The sequence below is a fragment of the Type-E symbiont of Plautia stali genome, from assembly GCF_059731115.1.
In genome coordinates, this window is sequence record NZ_AP035906.1 from 3,796,369 (window position 1) to 3,812,891 (window position 16,523).

19 protein-coding genes and 1 other RNA gene are annotated in these 16,523 nt (G+C 55.0%); 14 read left to right on the plus strand and 6 right to left on the minus strand.

What is annotated here, in order from left to right; all coding sequences use genetic code 11:
* Nucleotide 1: 1 nt before the first annotated feature.
* On the minus strand, nucleotides 2-1,450 hold the full coding sequence (locus tag AC6I8L_RS17415; protein ID WP_058959526.1) for a tagaturonate reductase: 1,449 nt from the start codon (nucleotides 1,448-1,450) through the stop codon (nucleotides 2-4).
* A 1-nt stretch (nucleotide 1,451) separates the two neighbouring features.
* Nucleotides 1,452-2,867 carry a glucuronate isomerase gene (uxaC, locus tag AC6I8L_RS17420; RefSeq protein ID WP_058959527.1) on the minus strand — a complete coding sequence of 472 codons (1,416 nt, stop codon included), beginning with the start codon at nucleotides 2,865-2,867 and terminating at the stop codon, nucleotides 1,452-1,454.
* 386 nt (nucleotides 2,868-3,253) lie between these two features.
* On the opposite strand from uxaC, the gene AC6I8L_RS17425 reads away from it, so the two are divergent.
* From AC6I8L_RS17425 to AC6I8L_RS17470, 10 genes are all read left to right on the plus strand, one after another.
* A complete protein-coding gene (locus AC6I8L_RS17425; protein WP_058959569.1) occupies nucleotides 3,254-4,555 on the plus strand; it encodes an MFS transporter in 1,302 nt (433 codons plus the stop codon).
* Between the two features lie 90 nt (nucleotides 4,556-4,645).
* Nucleotides 4,646-5,419, plus strand: coding sequence for a transcriptional regulator ExuR (exuR, locus tag AC6I8L_RS17430; RefSeq protein ID WP_058959528.1), 774 nt, complete (start codon nucleotides 4,646-4,648; stop codon nucleotides 5,417-5,419).
* A gap of 321 nt (nucleotides 5,420-5,740) precedes the next feature.
* On the plus strand, nucleotides 5,741-6,418 hold the full coding sequence (locus tag AC6I8L_RS17435) for a DedA family protein (protein WP_034829190.1): 678 nt from the start codon (nucleotides 5,741-5,743) through the stop codon (nucleotides 6,416-6,418).
* Nucleotides 6,415-6,783 carry an EnvZ/OmpR regulon moderator MzrA gene (gene mzrA, locus AC6I8L_RS17440; protein ID WP_058959529.1) on the plus strand — a complete coding sequence of 123 codons (369 nt, stop codon included), beginning with the start codon at nucleotides 6,415-6,417 and terminating at the stop codon, nucleotides 6,781-6,783. The genes AC6I8L_RS17435 and mzrA overlap by 4 nt, the downstream gene beginning before the upstream one ends.
* A gap of 172 nt (nucleotides 6,784-6,955) precedes the next feature.
* Nucleotides 6,956-7,327 (plus strand): DUF1090 domain-containing protein, encoded by a 372-nt coding sequence (locus tag AC6I8L_RS17445; protein WP_034829192.1) that lies wholly within the window; start codon nucleotides 6,956-6,958, stop codon nucleotides 7,325-7,327.
* Nucleotides 7,328-7,361: 34 nt separating this feature from the next.
* Nucleotides 7,362-7,667 carry an ElaB/YgaM/YqjD family protein gene (locus tag AC6I8L_RS17450; RefSeq protein ID WP_034829194.1) on the plus strand — a complete coding sequence of 102 codons (306 nt, stop codon included), beginning with the start codon at nucleotides 7,362-7,364 and terminating at the stop codon, nucleotides 7,665-7,667.
* 1 nt (nucleotide 7,668) lies between these two features.
* Nucleotides 7,669-8,064, plus strand: coding sequence for a phage holin family protein (locus AC6I8L_RS17455; RefSeq protein ID WP_034829196.1), 396 nt, complete (start codon nucleotides 7,669-7,671; stop codon nucleotides 8,062-8,064).
* Entirely contained in the window at nucleotides 8,061-8,345 is a 285-nt protein-coding gene (locus AC6I8L_RS17460) for a YqjK-like family protein (protein WP_038644523.1), read from the plus strand. Before AC6I8L_RS17455 ends, AC6I8L_RS17460 begins: the two co-directional genes overlap by 4 nt.
* A 206-nt stretch (nucleotides 8,346-8,551) precedes the next feature.
* The gene (locus AC6I8L_RS17465) at nucleotides 8,552-8,962 is read left to right on the plus strand and encodes a DoxX family protein (RefSeq protein ID WP_058959530.1); all 411 of its coding nucleotides are present in this window, start codon (nucleotides 8,552-8,554) and stop codon (nucleotides 8,960-8,962) included.
* An 80-nt stretch (nucleotides 8,963-9,042) separates the two neighbouring features.
* A complete protein-coding gene (locus AC6I8L_RS17470) occupies nucleotides 9,043-10,017 on the plus strand; it encodes a glutathione S-transferase family protein (RefSeq protein ID WP_058959531.1) in 975 nt (324 codons plus the stop codon).
* Nucleotides 10,018-10,164: 147 nt separating this feature from the next.
* Here AC6I8L_RS17470 and mdtI read toward each other — a convergent pair whose 3' ends face one another.
* From mdtI to rsmI, 4 genes are all read right to left on the minus strand, one after another.
* The gene (mdtI, locus tag AC6I8L_RS17475) at nucleotides 10,165-10,494 is read right to left on the minus strand and encodes a multidrug/spermidine efflux SMR transporter subunit MdtI (protein ID WP_034829202.1); all 330 of its coding nucleotides are present in this window, start codon (nucleotides 10,492-10,494) and stop codon (nucleotides 10,165-10,167) included.
* Nucleotides 10,481-10,831, minus strand: a complete 351-nt coding sequence (mdtJ, locus tag AC6I8L_RS17480; protein ID WP_160868599.1) for a multidrug/spermidine efflux SMR transporter subunit MdtJ — start codon at nucleotides 10,829-10,831, stop codon at nucleotides 10,481-10,483. Before mdtJ ends, mdtI begins: the two co-directional genes overlap by 14 nt.
* 700 nt (nucleotides 10,832-11,531) lie before the next feature.
* Nucleotides 11,532-11,908, minus strand: an RNA gene (rnpB, locus tag AC6I8L_RS17485) — RNase P RNA component class A.
* Nucleotides 11,909-11,941: 33 nt separating this feature from the next.
* Complete coding sequence (gene rsmI, locus AC6I8L_RS17490) at nucleotides 11,942-12,805, minus strand: 16S rRNA (cytidine(1402)-2'-O)-methyltransferase (RefSeq protein WP_058959532.1); 864 nt, start codon at nucleotides 12,803-12,805, stop codon at nucleotides 11,942-11,944.
* Nucleotides 12,806-12,867: 62 nt separating this feature from the next.
* Between rsmI and AC6I8L_RS17495 the strand changes: the two genes are divergently transcribed.
* Genes AC6I8L_RS17495 through dolP form a run of 4 tightly spaced genes read left to right on the plus strand, consistent with a single transcriptional unit; the run spans nucleotide 12,868 to nucleotide 16,485 of the window.
* A complete protein-coding gene (locus AC6I8L_RS17495; RefSeq protein ID WP_058959533.1) occupies nucleotides 12,868-14,943 on the plus strand; it encodes a penicillin-binding protein activator in 2,076 nt (691 codons plus the stop codon).
* Complete coding sequence (locus tag AC6I8L_RS17500; RefSeq protein ID WP_058959534.1) at nucleotides 14,901-15,296, plus strand: YraN family protein; 396 nt, start codon at nucleotides 14,901-14,903, stop codon at nucleotides 15,294-15,296. The genes AC6I8L_RS17495 and AC6I8L_RS17500 overlap by 43 nt, the downstream gene beginning before the upstream one ends.
* A 14-nt stretch (nucleotides 15,297-15,310) precedes the next feature.
* A complete protein-coding gene (diaA, locus tag AC6I8L_RS17505; protein WP_034829211.1) occupies nucleotides 15,311-15,898 on the plus strand; it encodes a DnaA initiator-associating protein DiaA in 588 nt (195 codons plus the stop codon).
* 14 nt (nucleotides 15,899-15,912) lie between these two features.
* Nucleotides 15,913-16,485 (plus strand): division/outer membrane stress-associated lipid-binding lipoprotein, encoded by a 573-nt coding sequence (dolP, locus tag AC6I8L_RS17510; protein ID WP_034829213.1) that lies wholly within the window; start codon nucleotides 15,913-15,915, stop codon nucleotides 16,483-16,485.
* The last annotated feature ends 38 nt before the right edge of the window (nucleotides 16,486-16,523 follow it).

Below are 16,523 nucleotides of genomic sequence, written 5' to 3' on the forward strand. Positions count from 1 at the left end.
GTTATCTCAGTTGTACCAGCGCTGTCCGCATCCCGTGGACAACGATGTTTTGCAGGTGTTGGCTGACTGCGGCCACTAATCCGGGCCGCTGAGTGAGATCTTCGCCCCAGTGTGATCGGTTGCAGAGTACCGCCTGCACCAACTGTTCCGGGGTCAATGTGTCCTGGTTTACGGCTGGCCATAGTTCTGCGAACTGCTGCAACCAGTGGTCGTCGTCTTGCAAAGGCCACTGCTGGTCGCCCTGCTTGCCGCGATAAAACGCCAGTAGCGCGGCAAAGGCGAAGGTCAGGCGCGGTGGCCATTGGCCGGTTTGCTGCTGAGACAACAACAGCTGTGGCAGCAAACGGGTACGGAATTTGGTCATGCCGTTGAGCGCAATGGAGAGCAGCGCATGTCGGATAAACGGATTGCGGAAGCGACGCTGTACTGCATCGGCAAAGGCGTGCAGTTCATCGCGCGGCAGATCCAGCGTCGGAATCACTTCCTCACGCAGCAGCGCATCAACATAGTTCGCAATGTCGGCATCATCCATCGCTGCACCGACGCTCTCCAGTCCGGCCTGAAACGCCACCGGCACCATCGCAGTGTGCGCACCGTTGAGGATCGCCACCTTCTGGGCTTTGTAGGGCGTGATGTCATCGACAAACTTCACTTCCGGCGCCAGCGCGGCGAGCTTCAGTTCCTGCGCCAGCGCATCGGGCCCCTGAATCACAAACTGGTAATAGACTTCGCCCGCCACCAGATAGCGATCCTCGTAACCCAACTGTGCAGCGATGTCGGTACCATCGGCTGGATAGCCAGTAACGATGCGATCCACCAACGTGTTATAGAACGCACAATGATCCAGCACCCAGCGGGCAAATTCCGGCGGCAGCAGCCAGTGCTTGATATAGCGCAGCACCAGATCACGCAGTGCATCGCCGTTGTGATCGATTAACTCGCACGGCACGATCAACCAGCCTTTCTCTGCCGCACCGGCAAAGTGGCGGAAGCGCGCCCACAGCAGTTGTGTCAACTTGCCGGGGAAGGAGGAAGCTGGCGCATCCTCCAGCCGATCCTGCTCAACAAAGGCAATGCCTGCTTCGGTGGTATTGGAGAACACAAAGCGCATCTGCGGCGCACGGGCCAGTGCGAGAAAATCCTCGAACTGCTGATAGGGCTGGATCTCGCGATTGAGGCTGCGGATCAGGCGGGTTTCACTTACCTGCTCGCCCTGCGTGTTCAATCCACGGATCAGCGTGGTGTACAAACCGTCCTGCTGATTCAGTGAATCTTCCACCACGCGATTGCGCGGCCGCACCACCACCACGCCCGCATCGGTGCCCTGATGCTCATTGAGCCAGTCGAGCTGCCAGTCAATAAACGCCCGCAGGAAGTTGCCTTCCCCAAACTGGAGCACGCGCTCGCTATAGCTTACGCCGGGGAAATCGTGACGGTTTAGCCGCTGCATCTCAGGCTCCCAACTCAATGCCGAAGTAATCGCGCGCATTGTTAAAGCAAATGTTTTGCACCATCTGCCCCAACAGCGCTTCGTCGGCTGGCGCTTCCCCGCGTTCAACCCAGTTGCCGATCATCTGGCACAGCAGGCGACGGAAGTATTCGTGGCGGGTGTAGGAGAGGAAACTGCGGCTGTCGGTGAGCATGCCGACGAAGCGACTCAACAGGCCGATTTGCGCCAGCTGCGTCATCTGACGATGCATGCCATCAAGCTGATCGTTAAACCACCATGCGGAACCAAACTGCATCTTGCCGGGTTCACCTTCGCCCTGGAAATTGCCCGCCATGGTCGCCAGCACTTCGTTGTCGCGTGGGTTAACGCAGTAAAGAATGGTTTTCGGCAGTGCGTTGTTACGGTTCTGCGCATCCAGCAAACGACCCAAAGGGATCGCCATCGGCGCATCATTAATGGAGTCAAAGCCCACATCCGGGCCGAGAATATCGAACTGCCGACGATTAGCATTACGCAGCGCGCCAATGTGATACTGCTGCGCCCAGCCGCGACGCGCATATTCGCTGCCAAGCCACACCAGCACCGCTGTTTTGAACTGCGCCACTTCTTCTTGCGTCGGTGCAGCACCTTGCAGGCGACGCGCCAGGATACTATCCAGCGTGCTTTCATCGGCCTCGGCAAACAGCACTACGTCCAGCGCATGGTCGGAGATTTTACAGCCGTGTGCGGCAAAATGATCGAGACGCAGGCTCAACGCGCGGCGCAGATCATCAAAGCGTTGCACGCTGACATCGGCGACCTGTTCCAGACGCTGAATCCAAGGCACGAAGGTATCCAGCTCAATGTTGAAGGCTTTATCCGGACGCCAGCTTGGCAGCACTTTAACGCTAAAGCTGGCATCGTCCGCCAGCGTGCGATGGTGCTGCAGATCGTCAAGCGGATCGTCAGTGGTACCGACCATTTTCACCTTCATCTGCTGCATGATGCCGCGTGCGCTAAAGGCATCCTGCGCCAGCAGCTCATTGCACTGCTGCCAGATGCGATCCGCGCTCTGCTCATTCAGCAATACATCGGTAATGCCAAACGGACGACGCAGCTCAAGGTGCGTCCAGTGATACAGCGGATTGCCGATAGTGTGCGGCACCGTGCGTGCCCAGGCGTTGAATTTCTCGCGATCGCTGGCGTCGCCGGTGCACAGCGCTTCGGGTACGCCATTAGCACGCATCGCACGCCATTTGTAATGATCGCCTTTCAGCCAAATGTCATAGAGATTGGTGAAGCGGTAATTTTCGGCAATCTGCTGCGGCGGTAAATGGCAGTGATAGTCGAAAATCGGCTGGTCTTTGGCGTAGTCATGGTACAGACGACGGGCGAACTCGCTATCGAGTAGAAAATCCTCACTCATAAAACGCGACATACCTGCTTCCTCATGTTTGGGGCCAATTGGCTTCTGACTCAAAGTTATCATACCAATTTTGGCGATCGGCAAAATTGTTTGCGATACACCTCACAATAATGACAGTTTCACTGTGGGTATATGGACGAAACGGTCAGCCACATTGCACTAACTGGCTGTTATAACGCCTGTTTAGCGGATCACATAGTGCATGAAGGGTTTTGTGATGGCATTCAACTTTTAAAGTTGTATAACAAGTTACTCTCTCGCCTCGTTGATGCCGAACCTCATGGCACATCTCATAACAACAAGGCGGCAGGTCTGATTCGTCATCGCCGCCAGCGGGAGTACACAAGTACTCCCTACCTTTAATGGCAAGTGTTACGACAGACTGGAAGAGGTTAATGATGCGTAAGATCAAAGGGCTACGCTGGTACATGATTGGGCTGGTGACGCTGGGCACCATACTCGGTTACCTGACGCGTAATACCATCGCAGTTGCCGCACCGACGCTGGAAACCCAGCTGGGCATTACCACCCAACAATATTCCTATATCGTTGCCGCCTATTCGGCGTGTTACACCGTGATGCAACCCGTGGCAGGCTATGTGCTGGATTTGCTGGGCACCAAAATTGGCTACGCGGTGTTTGCCATCCTCTGGGCGATCTTCTGTGCTGCCACCGCGATGGCAGGCAGCTGGGGCGGTTTTGCGCTGGCACGTGGCGCAGTGGGCGCGGCTGAAGCGGCAATGATCCCTGCCGGTTTGAAAGCCAGCAGCGAGTGGTTCCCGGCCAAAGAGCGCTCCGTGGCGGTCGGCTACTTCAACGTCGGTTCATCGATTGGTGCGATGCTGGCTCCACCGTTGGTGGTGTGGGCAATTCTGGCGCACAGCTGGCAGCTGGCCTTTATCATCACCGGCGTGCTCAGCATGGCATGGGCGATGTGCTGGTTAATCTTTTATAAACATCCTAAGCAGCAAACCAAGCTCAGCGATGAAGAGCGTCATTACATTATTTCCGGTCAGGAAGTGCAGCATCAGACCGGTAATAACAGCAAAATGTCGGCGCGTCAGATCCTGCGTAATCGCCAGTTCTGGGGCATCGCCCTGCCGCGTTTCCTCGCGGAACCGGCATGGGGCACCTTTAACGCGTGGATCCCGCTGTTTATGTTTAAGGTCTACGGCTTCAACCTGAAAGAGATCGCCATGTTCGCCTGGATGCCGATGCTGTTTGCCGACCTCGGCTGCATCGTCGGGGGCTATTTACCGCCGCTGTTCCAGCGCTGGTTTGGCGTGAATCTGATTGTGTCGCGCAAACTGGTGGTGACCATGGGCGCTGTGCTGATGATTGCACCGGGCACCATTGGTTTGTTTACCAGCCCTTACGTAGCGATTGGTTTGCTGTGCGTCGGTGGCTTCGCCCATCAGGCACTGTCCGGTGCATTGATCACCCTCTCCTCGGATGTATTTGGCCGTAATGAAGTGGCCACGGCAAATGGCCTGACCGGCATGGCCGCGTGGACTGCCAGCACCCTGTTTGCGCTGGTGGTGGGTGCATTGGCTGATACGCTGGGCTTCAGTCCGCTGTTTGCCGCGCTGGCAGTATTTGACCTGCTCGGTGCCTGTGTAATCTGGACCGTGCTGAAAAATCAGCCGGTATCGGAGCTGGGGGAATCTGGCGTAGCGCAACCCGCTCCTGCACGGAGTTAATCTCTGCGGGCTGGCACACGCCAGCCCATTTCTTCCCTCCCGCCAAAGTGGTATAACAACTCAACCTCCACCACTACAGCGAACCGCGCAATGGATCTGAATGAATCCCGTCGTCTTTATCAACAACTCGCCAGTGAACTTAAACGTCGTATCGAGGCGGATGATTATCGCGTGGGCGATAAGCTGCCGGCCGAACGCCTGATCGCTGAAGAGATGGAGGTGAGCCGCACGGTGGTACGTGAAGCGATTATTATGCTGGAGGTAGAAGGTTACGTGGAGGTACGCAAAGGCTCCGGCATTCACGTGATCAGTAATCAGCAGCAAAATCGCGAGACCACATCTAGCCAGCTGGAGTTCGCCAGCTTCGGTCCGTTTGAGCTGTTGCAGGCGCGCCAGCTTATTGAAAGCAACGTGGCCGAGTTTGCCGCCACGCAGGTCACGCGCCAGGACATTATGGCGCTGATGGCAATTCAGGAAAAAGCCCGCCAGGAAGATCATTCACGCGATTCTGAATGGGATATGCACTTTCACGTCCGCATCGCTCAATCCACGCAAAATAGCGCGCTCGCCGCGATAGTCGAGAAGATGTGGCTGCACCGTCTGCACAACCCCTATTGGCTCAAACTGCACGAGCATATTGATGCGCGCAACATCACCAGCTGGTGTGACGATCACGACCAGATTCTGAAAGCACTTATGCGCAAAGATCCCGCCGCCAGTAAGCTGGCAATGTGGCAGCACCTGGAAAATACTAAACAGATGCTGTTTAACGCCACCGCCGACGATTTTGAATTTAATGTCGACCGTTACATGTTTGCGGAAAATCCCGTCATCCTGCCGGAAGGTAATGACAATTCTTATTGATTCTGCTGCATTTCCAGGCGAATAAGTCAGTTAATCTGCAATAGTGTCAGCTCATGTAAAGCTCCTTTTGAGCATCTGCGTCAAAAGGTAAAACTCCTGTGCGAGCGCCACTTTACACTGTCTGACCTGCGTGATTTTTGTTACAGTTATCGCCCTTTTCTTACCCTTTGCGACAGGGCTTTAAAAAGTCGCTGATTTAACAATCAATTCTGGATGGATCCGGAAATCCCGCAACGGCTGCATACCAAAAATGTATAACCAAGCCAGCCTGCGCCTCAGCCCCTTACGGGCACGTTTAACAATGATGTTCAGGAATGATTGATGGATATTTTGAAAGCATTGCTGCATGCCCTGTGGCAGCAGGATTACGAAATGCTCTCCGACCCGACACTGGTTTGGGCCATTTACGGCGTGCTGTTCTTGATCCTGTTTCTCGAGAATGGCCTGCTACCCGCCGCGTTTCTGCCCGGCGATAGTCTATTGATTTTAGTCGGTGTTTTGATTGCTAAAGGCACCATGGGTTTCCCGCTTACCATCCTGATTCTGACCACCGGCGCCAGCCTGGGCTGCTGGGTGAGTTACATCCAGGGTCGATGGCTGGGCAATACGCCTACCGTACAGAAGTGGCTCTCGCACCTTCCGGCGCAATATCATCAACGCGCGCACAGCTTATTCCATCGCCATGGTCTTTCGGCCTTGCTGATCGGTCGGTTCATTGCCTTTGTGCGCACCCTGCTGCCGACCATCGCGGGGCTTTCTGGCCTGAGTAATGCACGCTTTCAGTTCTTCAACTGGATGAGCGGCTTCCTGTGGGTGCTGATTCTGACGGTGCTCGGTTTCGCGCTGGGCAAAACGCCGATTTTCCGCCGCTATGAAGATGAACTGATGTTCTGCTTGATGCTGTTACCGCTGGTGTTGCTGGTGATTGGTCTGGTGGGCTCTCTGGTGGTGCTGTGGCGTAAACGTCAGTCTTCACGCAATGGGAATTCACAGCCATGATCAGATTCCGTGGATTCCCCAGGCGCTTCGTGCCCTGGGCGCTTGGCGCTGTGCTGGCGCTGCTGGCGGTGATTTTTGTGCCGTCGATGTTGCAGCACGATACCGTGGTGCAAATCCGTGTTGCCCACAATGGCACCAATCTGCCGGATGGCTTTTATCTGTATCAGCAACTCAGTGCACAAGGCGTGCGTATTAAAAGCATTACACCTGCAGGTGATGCGCTGGTGATTCATTTCGAGAATGAAGAGCAGAGCCTGGCCGCGCAGAAAGTGCTGCGACGCCTGCTGCCACAGGGCTTTGTGGTGGCAAGCGGACCGCAAGCATCACAGCAAGTGCCTGACGCCAATCGCCCCACTTACAGCTGATTTTAGCCGTCTGGTGATAAGCCAGGCGGTGAATCAATCCTCGCTATCCCCGCGTCTTCGTTGAATTTTTTCGTCTGCTGTCTATGCTTAAAGGTAGCGCGAGTTAAGACAAGCTGGGACGCTTCTCCTGCCCGGTTTGCGGCAGGTCATCAACAATGGAAGGTAAAACCTGATGAAACATCAATTACTGCTGGGTGCTATTCTGTTCTCTCTCTCGGGATCTCTGATGGCAGCCGAGTCGCTGTGTCAGCAAAAAGAGCACGACATTCAGCGCGAAATCGACATGGCTAAACAGCATGATAACCAGCGCCGGGTGACCGGGCTGGAGCGCGCGCTCACTGAAGTACGTGCGAACTGTACTGATGAGAGACTGAAGTCAGCCCACAGCGAACGCATTGCAGAGCAAAAACACAAAATTGCGGAACGTGAGCGTGAGTTGAAGGAAGAGCGTCAGGATGGCGACAAAGATAAGATTGAGAAGCGCGAACGTAAGCTGGAAGAGGCACAGCACGAGCTGAAAAAGCTTGAGGCTGAGCCCTACTAATCGGACTTAAATAGATGATGTAATGGAGAACTTCATGTCTAAAGACACCACATCTGAACATCTGCGTGCGGAACTGAAAAACCTTGCTGACACCCTGGAAGAAGTACTGAGCAGCTCGGCGGATAAATCGAAAACCGAACTGGACAAACTGCGCAGCAAAGCGCGCGGCGCGATTGAAAGTTCGCGTGAGAGACTGGGCGATTCCGGTGAACGCATCGCGCAATCCACGCGTGAAGCGGCAGAAAAGGCCGACGAGTATGTGCGCGATAATCCGTGGCACGGCGTAGGCATCGGTGCAGCTGTCGGTGTACTGATCGGCATCCTGATCTCACGTCGTTGATATGAGCGATAGTCAGAGCCACGGCCCAGGCAAAGGGGTCTTCAACATCGGTCAGCGCATCGTCACCACCCTGGTCGGGATGGTGGAAACGCGCGTCCGTCTGGCGATTGTCGAGCTGGAGGAGGAGAAAGCCAATCTGATTCAGATGCTGATGATGGTTGGACTGACGATGCTGTTTACCGCTTTCGGTTTAATGAGCCTGATGGTGCTGATCATCTGGGCGGTAGATGCGCAGTATCGGCTGATGGCGATTGCCATTACTACCGCCGTATTGTTTGCACTGGCGCTGATCTTTGGTGTGTGGACGCTATATAAGTCACGCCAGTCAACGTTGCTGCGTCATACCCGCAAGGAGCTGGAAACCGATCGCAGCTTGCTGGAGGAGCATCGCTCATGAGCCGTCGTGAACGTGAAGCACGCATTCATGAACTGTTGAATCAGGTTCAGCAGCAGCGATTGGATCTTAGTGCTGCACGCCGTGACTGGCTGGATGGCACCGCTCACTACGATCGCGGCTGGCTAACGTTTCTCAGCTTACGCCGCTATCTGGCGATTGGCAGCAGCGCACTGGCTATCTGGTCAATCCGCAGTCCTAACCGTATTTTGCGTTGGGCAAAACGCGGTTTTGGGCTTTGGAGTACCTGGCGCATGATTAAGTCCACGCTCGAACCTCGCTAACGTCTTCATTTGAAACCGGATCTAAAAGATTCGGTTTTTCTTTATCAAAATCCCTGAACAACATTGACAGTTTAACTCGCTTACAACTGTTGCAACCTGCGACTATCATCTTCCTCCATCAGCCCAACGAATTGCGACCTGCGATTCTGCGGGATCAAAACCTTGCAGGCCAACAACCTGCTTCTTAATTCTTGTTGGAGTAAATGATGAAAAAATTCGAAGACTCAGGCCTGTTGCTGGCACGCGTATTAATGACCATTCTGTTCATCACTGCGGGCTGGGGCAAAATCACCGGTTATGCCGGTACCGCACAATACATGCAGGCGATGGGCGTCCCGGGCTTCTTATTGCCGCTGGTTATTCTGCTGGAGTTCGGCGGCGGTCTGGCAATTCTGTTCGGTTTCCTGACGCGTTTCACCGCACTGTTCACTGCGGGCTTCACTGTGCTGACTGCGTTCCTGTTCCACAGCAACTTTGCTGAAGGCGTTAACCAGCTGATGTTCATGAAGAACCTGTCCATCGCCGGTGGTTTCCTGGTGCTGGGTCTGGTAGGTCCGGGTGCATACAGCATTGACCGTCTGATTCGTGCTCGATTCGCACCAGCAGCCGCACGCTAAGCACACAAGCGCTGCCAGAACACATATACTGATTTGCAGGGGCGGGGATTTTCCTCGCCCTTTTTCTTTATGGAGGGCTTATGGGACAACTGATTGACGGTGTATGGCATGACACCTGGTACGATACGAAGTCAACCGGTGGCCGCTTCAAACGCACAGAAGCAGTCTGGCGCAACTGGATCACTGCAGATGGCAGTGCTGGCCCCACCGGCAAGGCGGGTTTCGCTGCCGAGCGCGATCGCTATCATCTTTATGTTTCTCTTGCCTGTCCGTGGGCACACCGCACGCTGCTGATGCGCCAGCTTAAAGGGCTGGAAGAGATGATTTCCGTCTCAGTGGTGCATCCATTGATGCTGGAAAACGGCTGGACCTTCGACGACGATTTCCCGGACGCAACCGGCGACTCTCTGTATCAAAACGAATACCTCTATCAGCTCTACCTGCACGCCGACCCGCAATATACAGGCCGCGTGACCGTTCCGGTGCTGTGGGATAAAACTCAGCACACCATCGTCAGCAATGAATCGGCTGATATCATCCGTATGCTCAACACGGCCTTCGATGCACAAGGTGCCCGCGCCGGGGATTATTATCCGCCGGTGTTGCGCGATAAGATCGATGAGCTGAACGGTTGGATTTACGACACGGTGAACAATGGCGTGTATAAGAGCGGATTCGCGACCTCGCAGGCGGCCTATGATGAATCAGTCACCGCGCTGTTCCATTCGCTGGCGCGACTTGAGCAGATCCTCGGGCAGCATCGCTACCTGGCCGGCGATCGCCTGACGGAAGCGGATTTGCGTTTATGGACCACCTTAGTCCGCTTCGACCCGGTGTATGTCACGCATTTCAAGTGCGATCGTCACCGCATCAGTGATTACCGCAATTTGAGCGGCTTCCTGCGTGATATCTACCAGATGCCGGGCGTCGCCGATACGGTGAATCTGCCGCATATTCGCCATCACTATTACTGTAGCCACAAGACCATCAACCCGAGCGGCGTGATTTCGCTAGGCCCGGCGTTTGACTGGGATGAGCCACACGGCCGCGGTTGAGGTTAGTGGGGATCATTGCGTTCAACACACTCCTTTTTTAAGGAGTGTGTTGTGCAGGTTTTAAAAGGTGGAATACGAGGTGAACCGCCTGACACTCCATTTCTTCATGCACGTTAGCCGCTAAGTGTCAGGCCGATGTGCCCACTTTTAAGCAAACTTAATCAGCACCATCCCCGCAATCAGCAATCCCACCCCTAACCAGCCGATGCGATTCAGACGTTGACCAAACAGTACCCAACCAGCCGCTACCGTTGCCACCAGACCAAAACCACCCCACAGTGCATAAGCCACTGAGAGATCGATCCCTTTCACCGCTTGTGACAAGGCGCTGAATGCCCCCAGCACCGCGACCAGTGAGAGCAGGCCGTAAATGACACGGCGGAAACCATCGGAGTATTTGAGAAAGATATTCGCGACGATCTCCAACCCAATCGCCAGTGCAAGCCAGGCAACGTGCACCGCATTAAACGTGGCCATGTTGCAGCTCCTTGCGTGTCAGCGTGCCAGATTTGATTAGCGCAATTCCCGCCACCAGGGTGATTAAGCCCGCCACCTTCATCAGCGATAAGGGTTCACCGAACAGCGTGACGCTGAACAGGGTGATAAACAGAATGCCGATACCTTCCCACATCGCATAGGCCACGCCTAAAGCGATACGTTTTACGGCGAAAGACAGGAATATATAAGAGAGCGCAATCATCACCAGCATAAAAATAAAACCTGCGTTGTCGTCATTGACGCTGGCCCATTTCATAGAGAGCGTGCCGGTTATTTCAGCCAGGATAGCTAAAACTAATAAAAGCCAATAGCGCATACTTTCTCTCCTTAAGAGAAATAGAGAACTATCACACGAAATAAACGCATGTGAAATTTTAAGAATATTTTTAAATAAGGAGAGTGTGACGCTAAAGCGCGAAGCGCCAGTGCTGGTCGCAGATCGAGCAGTGGAAGTGTTCAGAGAGATAAATAGAGGTTGCCATCATTGGGGCGAGCATTTTGTCCATAATTTTACAACTTATCCACGCTGTTGCTTTTCGTCGATGTGGATGAAAAATTGTCCTCGGTAGTGAAACACGCGCCTATTCTGGCATAAGGATTATTTTGTTCCTCGGTATTTTCATTTCTTTACGCTGTGACTTTATTTATTCTCCGCGGGATGAGATTTATTTTAATTTCCACTAAGCCGCGTTCTTTTCTTTGAGAGTGGGTTCTCCTTCCTCTCGCCGTTATACGCCAGATAGCAAAAACCCCGCCGAAGCGGGGTTTTCACATGAAAAAGTCGAAACTGACTGATAAGCCGCGTTCTTTTCATAGAGAGTGGGGTGGACAGTCATTCATCTTGCGCCGTACGCCAGATAGCAAAAACCCCACCGGGGCGGGGTTTTTCCATAAAGAAGTCGAAACTGACTGCTAAGCCGCGTTCTTTTCATAAAGAGTGGAGTGGACAGTTATTCATCTTGCCTCTGGACGCCAGATAGCAAAAAACCCGCCGAGGCGGGTTTTTCACATGAAAAAGTCGAAACTGACCGATAAGCCGGGTTCTGTCGTGGACAGTCATTCATCTAGGCCAGCAATCGCTCACTGGCTCAAGCAGCCTACCCGGGTTCAGTACGGGCCGTACCTTGTGAACCCCTATTTGGCCTTGCTCCGGGTGGAGTTTACCGTGCCACGAACTGTTGCCAGCCGCGCGGTGCGCTCTTACCGCACCCTTTCACCCTTACCTGATCCCATTACTGGGCCATCGGCGGTTTGCTCTCTGTTGCACTGGTCGTAGGCTTGCGCCCCCCAGGCGTTACCTGGCACCCTGCCCTATGGAGCCCGGACTTTCCTCCCCTCTGCCCGTCTCCCCCGAAAGGGACGACGACAAAGCGGCGACTGTCTGGTCAGCTTCGGCGCGGGATAATAGGCGATCCGCCCGCGTTTGTCACGCCTCTTGCTGCTCCAGCGCGTACTTATACAGGGCGTTCTTCTTAACGCCATGAATTTCCGCCGTTAACGCAGCGGCTTTTTTCAGCGGCAGCTCAGTCTGCAGCAACGCCAGGGTTCGCAACGCTTCGGCAGGCAGCGCTTCGTCATCGGCCTTGTGCCCTTCAACAATCAGCACCATCTCGCCTTTGCGACGGTTTTCATCTTCCAGCACCCAGGCCAGTAGCTCGCCGACCGGTGCGCCCTGGATGGTTTCCCAGGTTTTGGTGATTTCGCGCGCCAGCACCACATAGCGATCCGCGCCCCAGACGCTCACCATATCCTGCAGGCTATCGATTAAACGATGAGTTGATTCATAAAAAATGAGGGTTCGCGGTTCATTCTCAAGGGAGCGCAGCGCATCGCAGCGGCCTTTACTCTTGGCGGGCAGAAATCCTTCGTAACAGAAACGATCTGACGGTAACCCCGCCGCACTTAATGCTGTAATCGCCGCGCAGGCACCCGGCAACGGAACCACGCGCACACCTGCTTCACGGCAGCGACGTACCAGATGATAGCCAGGATCGTTGATTAATGGCGTGCCCGCATCCGAGACCAGCGCAATGCTCTGGCCTTCTTGCAGCTTGGCTAACAACACTTCTGCTTTCTGTTGTTCGTTGTGGTCGTGAAGTGCGAACAGTCGCGCATTGATGGCGAAATGTTGTAGCAACAGCCCGGTATGACGTGTATCTTCCGCTGCGACCAGATCGACGCTCGCAAGCACCGTCAGCGCACGCTGCGTGATATCACCCAGGTTACCGATCGGGGTAGGAACGATATAGAGCGTGCTGGCAGAAATCTCTGCCCGATCGAGTTGTTTCATTGTTTCATCCGAATTGCCGATTTAATATTGAGCATCTAGAAAAAAACATCACTGGATACAGTATGCTTCCTTCAAAAGTCGTACGTCATAAAGCAGGACGCTTTGTACCTGTTCTTCTCGCTGGACTGATTTTAGCCGCCTGTAGCGGCCAGGGACCGCAGCAAACCTCCAACGTCAATATTCAGGGGCCTGCTACTGGCCGGTCTGACTATTATCTGCAGCAGGTGCAGCAAAGCAGCGATGATAGCAAGACCGACTGGCAATTACTTGCCATCCGTGCCCTGTTGAAGGAAGGAAAGTATCCGCAGGCTAACGATCAGATCTCGCAACTGCCACAACAGCTCTCTGCAGTGCAGCAGCAGGAGCTGCAATTACTGCGCGCGCAGATGCAGATTGGTCAGCAGGATTTCGGCGGCGCTCAGCAGACGCTGGGTCAGGTGAAGACTGATGGCCTGTCTCAGGATCAGCAGGTGCGCTACTACGCTCTGCAAATCGCTGCGGCACAGAATCGCCCTTCACTCGCACTGTTACGCGCCTATATTGCTCAGGAGCCGTTGCTGCAAGGCGCCGACCACCAGAGCAATATTGACGCCACCTGGCAAGCTCTGACGCAAATGACGCAGGATCAGCTGAACAGCCTGGTGATTAACGCCAATGAGAACACCCTGCAAGGCTGGCTGGATCTGCTCAACACCTGGCATACCAACAGCCAGGATCCGCAGATGCTGAAAGCGGCGATCAAAGACTGGCAGACACGTTATCCGCAAAACCCGGGTGCGAAAACATTACCAACTCAGCTTAGCCAGGTGCAAAACTTCACCAAAGCCTCGACCAGCACCATCGCGCTACTGCTGCCGCTGAATGGCCAGGCACAGGTTTTTGCCAATGCGATTCAGAAAGGTTTTAACGATGCCAAAAATGGCGTGTTAACTGCACCAGCGCCGCAACCCGCCCCTGCTGCTACCGCGGCAACCGATGCCAATGGCCAGCCGTCAGCACAACAGCCTGGCGACGCGAACGCACAACAGCCTGCCGATGCTAACGCTGCCGCTAACGCAGTTGTCAGCCCGGCCATGGCAGGTAATATGCCGCCACAGACCGAACAGCCGCAGCCCGCAGCACAACCGGCGACTACGGCGGCTCAGCCGGACAGCAACGCTCAGGTTAAAGTTTATGACACCAGCAGCCAGCCGATTGCCCAGGTAATGCAGCAGGCTCAGCAGGATGGCGCGACCATCGTGGTGGGCCCACTGTTGAAAAACGACGTGGAATCGGTGGTGAACAGCCAGACGCCACTCAACGTGCTGGCGCTGAACGAGCCAGAACAGATCCAGAACCATCCGAATATTTGTTATTTTGCGCTTTCTCCTGAAGACGAAGCGCGCGATGCCGCGCACCATATCTACGAGCAAGGCAAACGCCAGCCATTACTGCTGGTACCGCGTAGCAGCTATGGCGATCGCGTCAGCAAGGCGTTCGCACAGGAGTGGCAGCAATTGGGCGGCTCCACCGTACTGCAACAGCGTTTCGGTGGCGTTTCTGAGCTGAAACAAGGTATTAATAGCGGAGCGGGTATCGCATTGAGTGGCACGCCGCTGACGGTTGAACAGCCGCAGTCTGCCGCCGTGGCTGTTGCGGGCCTGACCATTCCAGCGCCGCAAACCACCCCGCCAGCGCCAACGGCCGATGCCAGCGGCGGCAGTGTGGATGCAGTGTACATCGTGGCCAGCCAGGACGAGCTGCAACTGATCAAGCCGATGATTGCGATGCGCACCAGCAGCCGCAACAACATCGCACTGTATGCCAGCTCCCGCAGTGCGCAGGCGGGTGCCGGTCCAGACTTCCGTCTGGAAATGGATGGCCTGCAGTTCAGTGATATTCCGCTGCTCTCCGGTAACAATCCGGGTCTGATGCAGCAGGCGGCGAAGTCGTTTAACAATGATTATTCGCTGGTTCGCCTCTACGCGTTGGGCATTGATGCCTGGACGCTGGCGAATCACTTTAACCAGATGCGTCAGGTGCCTGGCTTTGCCATTGACGGCAACACCGGCAAGCTGAGCGCCGACACGGATTGCGTGATCAACAGGAAGTTGGCATGGAACCAGTATCGTCAGGGACAAATCGTTCCGGTGCAGTAAACCGCCAGCGCATTGGCGCTGAGCAGGAGCAGCAGGCGCGTGGCTATCTGGAGCGCGCCGGGCTGCGATGGGTTGCCAGCAACGTGCGTTGCCGCAGTGGGGAAATTGACCTCATTATGCGAGACGCCGCTTGCTGGGTGTTTGTCGAAGTGCGCTATCGACGCGATGCGCGCTACGGCGGTGCCGCCGCCAGCGTGACGCGCCAGAAACAACAAAAGCTGCTGCGTACCGCTGCATGGTGGTTGCTGGCACGCGGCGGCAGTTTTGATACGGTGAATTGCCGTTTTGACATCATTGCCATTACCGGGCGTGAGCTGGAATGGCTGCCCGATGCCTTTAATGCCGATGGATAGAACCAGGTGGTCTTGTGCAGGACAGAATTAAAGCGTGTTTTACCGAAAGTATTCAGACTCAAATCGCCGCTGCGGAGGCACTGCCGGATGCGATTTCTCGCGCCGCTATGACGCTGGTGCAGTCGCTGCTGAACGGTAACAAAATCCTGAGTTGTGGTAACGGTGCTTCATCGGCCAATGCTCAGCATTTTGCCGCCAGTATGATTAACCGTTTTGAGACCGAGCGCCCCAGCCTGCCTGCGCTGGCACTGAGCGCCGACAATGTCATGCTGACGGCGATCGGCAACGATCGTCTCCACGATGAAGTTTATGCCAAGCAGGTTCGCGCGCTTGGTCAGGCCGGTGATGTGCTGCTGGCTATTTCAACCCGTGGCAACACCCGCGATATTGTTAAAGCGGTTGAAGCTGCGGTGACTCGCGATATGACTATCGTCGCGTTGACCGGCCATGATGGCGGTGAGCTGGCGGGCCTGTTGGGTCCGCACGATGTGGAAATTCGCATTCCGTCACATCGCAGTGCACGCATTCAGGAGATGCATATGCTGACGCTGAACTGCCTGTGTGATTTGATTGATAACACTTTGTTCCCACACCAGGAATGACTGAAGGAGCTCAAATGAAAGCATTGAACGCTGTCGCCATTCTTTTAACTGCCATGATGCTGCAAGGCTGTGTTGCCGTTGTGGCAGGCGGCGCCGCTGTGGCGACCAAAACCGCAACGGACCCGCGCACCGTCGGTACGCAAGTGGATGATGGTACACTGGAACTGCGTGTCAGTAACGCACTGGCTAAAGATGAACAAATCAAAAACCAGGCACGCGTCGTGGTCACCGCTTATCAGGGCAAAGTACTGCTGACCGGCCAATCACCATCGGCGGATTTGGCGAGCCGCGCCAAGCAGATTGCCATGGGCGTGGATGGTGCCACCGAGGTGTATAACGAAATCCGCACTGGCCAGAAAGTGAGCCTCGGAACCTCATCATCCGATACCTGGATCACCACCAAAATCCGCTCGCAGCTGCTGGGTAGCGATCAGGTGAAATCCTCGAACGTGAAAGTGACCACGGAAAACGGTGAAGTGTTCCTGCTGGGTCTGGTGACACAACAGGAAGCCACTGCGGCGGCCGATGTGGCCAGTCGTGTGAGCGGTGTGAAACACGTAACGACCGCGTTCACCATCCTGAAGTAATCTGCATCTGACGGGCGCAGTCAGCTGCGCCCCGACCA

Coding starts and splice junctions, on each gene's coding strand:
- AC6I8L_RS17415 (WP_058959526.1), bottom strand. CDS start 1,450: ATGCAGCGGCTAAACCGTCACGATTTCCCCGGCGTAAGCTATAGCGAG.
- uxaC (WP_058959527.1), bottom strand. CDS start 2,867: ATGTCGCGTTTTATGAGTGAGGATTTTCTACTCGATAGCGAGTTCGCC.
- AC6I8L_RS17425 (WP_058959569.1), top strand. CDS start 3,254: ATGCGTAAGATCAAAGGGCTACGCTGGTACATGATTGGGCTGGTGACG.
- exuR (WP_058959528.1), top strand. CDS start 4,646: ATGGATCTGAATGAATCCCGTCGTCTTTATCAACAACTCGCCAGTGAA.
- AC6I8L_RS17435 (WP_034829190.1), top strand. CDS start 5,741: ATGGATATTTTGAAAGCATTGCTGCATGCCCTGTGGCAGCAGGATTAC.
- mzrA (WP_058959529.1), top strand. CDS start 6,415: ATGATCAGATTCCGTGGATTCCCCAGGCGCTTCGTGCCCTGGGCGCTT.
- AC6I8L_RS17445 (WP_034829192.1), top strand. CDS start 6,956: ATGAAACATCAATTACTGCTGGGTGCTATTCTGTTCTCTCTCTCGGGA.
- AC6I8L_RS17450 (WP_034829194.1), top strand. CDS start 7,362: ATGTCTAAAGACACCACATCTGAACATCTGCGTGCGGAACTGAAAAAC.
- AC6I8L_RS17455 (WP_034829196.1), top strand. CDS start 7,669: ATGAGCGATAGTCAGAGCCACGGCCCAGGCAAAGGGGTCTTCAACATC.
- AC6I8L_RS17460 (WP_038644523.1), top strand. CDS start 8,061: ATGAGCCGTCGTGAACGTGAAGCACGCATTCATGAACTGTTGAATCAG.
- AC6I8L_RS17465 (WP_058959530.1), top strand. CDS start 8,552: ATGAAAAAATTCGAAGACTCAGGCCTGTTGCTGGCACGCGTATTAATG.
- AC6I8L_RS17470 (WP_058959531.1), top strand. CDS start 9,043: ATGGGACAACTGATTGACGGTGTATGGCATGACACCTGGTACGATACG.
- mdtI (WP_034829202.1), bottom strand. CDS start 10,494: ATGGCCACGTTTAATGCGGTGCACGTTGCCTGGCTTGCACTGGCGATT.
- mdtJ (WP_160868599.1), bottom strand. CDS start 10,831: ATGCGCTATTGGCTTTTATTAGTTTTAGCTATCCTGGCTGAAATAACC.
- rsmI (WP_058959532.1), bottom strand. CDS start 12,805: ATGAAACAACTCGATCGGGCAGAGATTTCTGCCAGCACGCTCTATATC.
- AC6I8L_RS17495 (WP_058959533.1), top strand. CDS start 12,868: ATGCTTCCTTCAAAAGTCGTACGTCATAAAGCAGGACGCTTTGTACCT.
- AC6I8L_RS17500 (WP_058959534.1), top strand. CDS start 14,901: ATGGAACCAGTATCGTCAGGGACAAATCGTTCCGGTGCAGTAAACCGC.
- dolP (WP_034829213.1), top strand. CDS start 15,913: ATGAAAGCATTGAACGCTGTCGCCATTCTTTTAACTGCCATGATGCTG.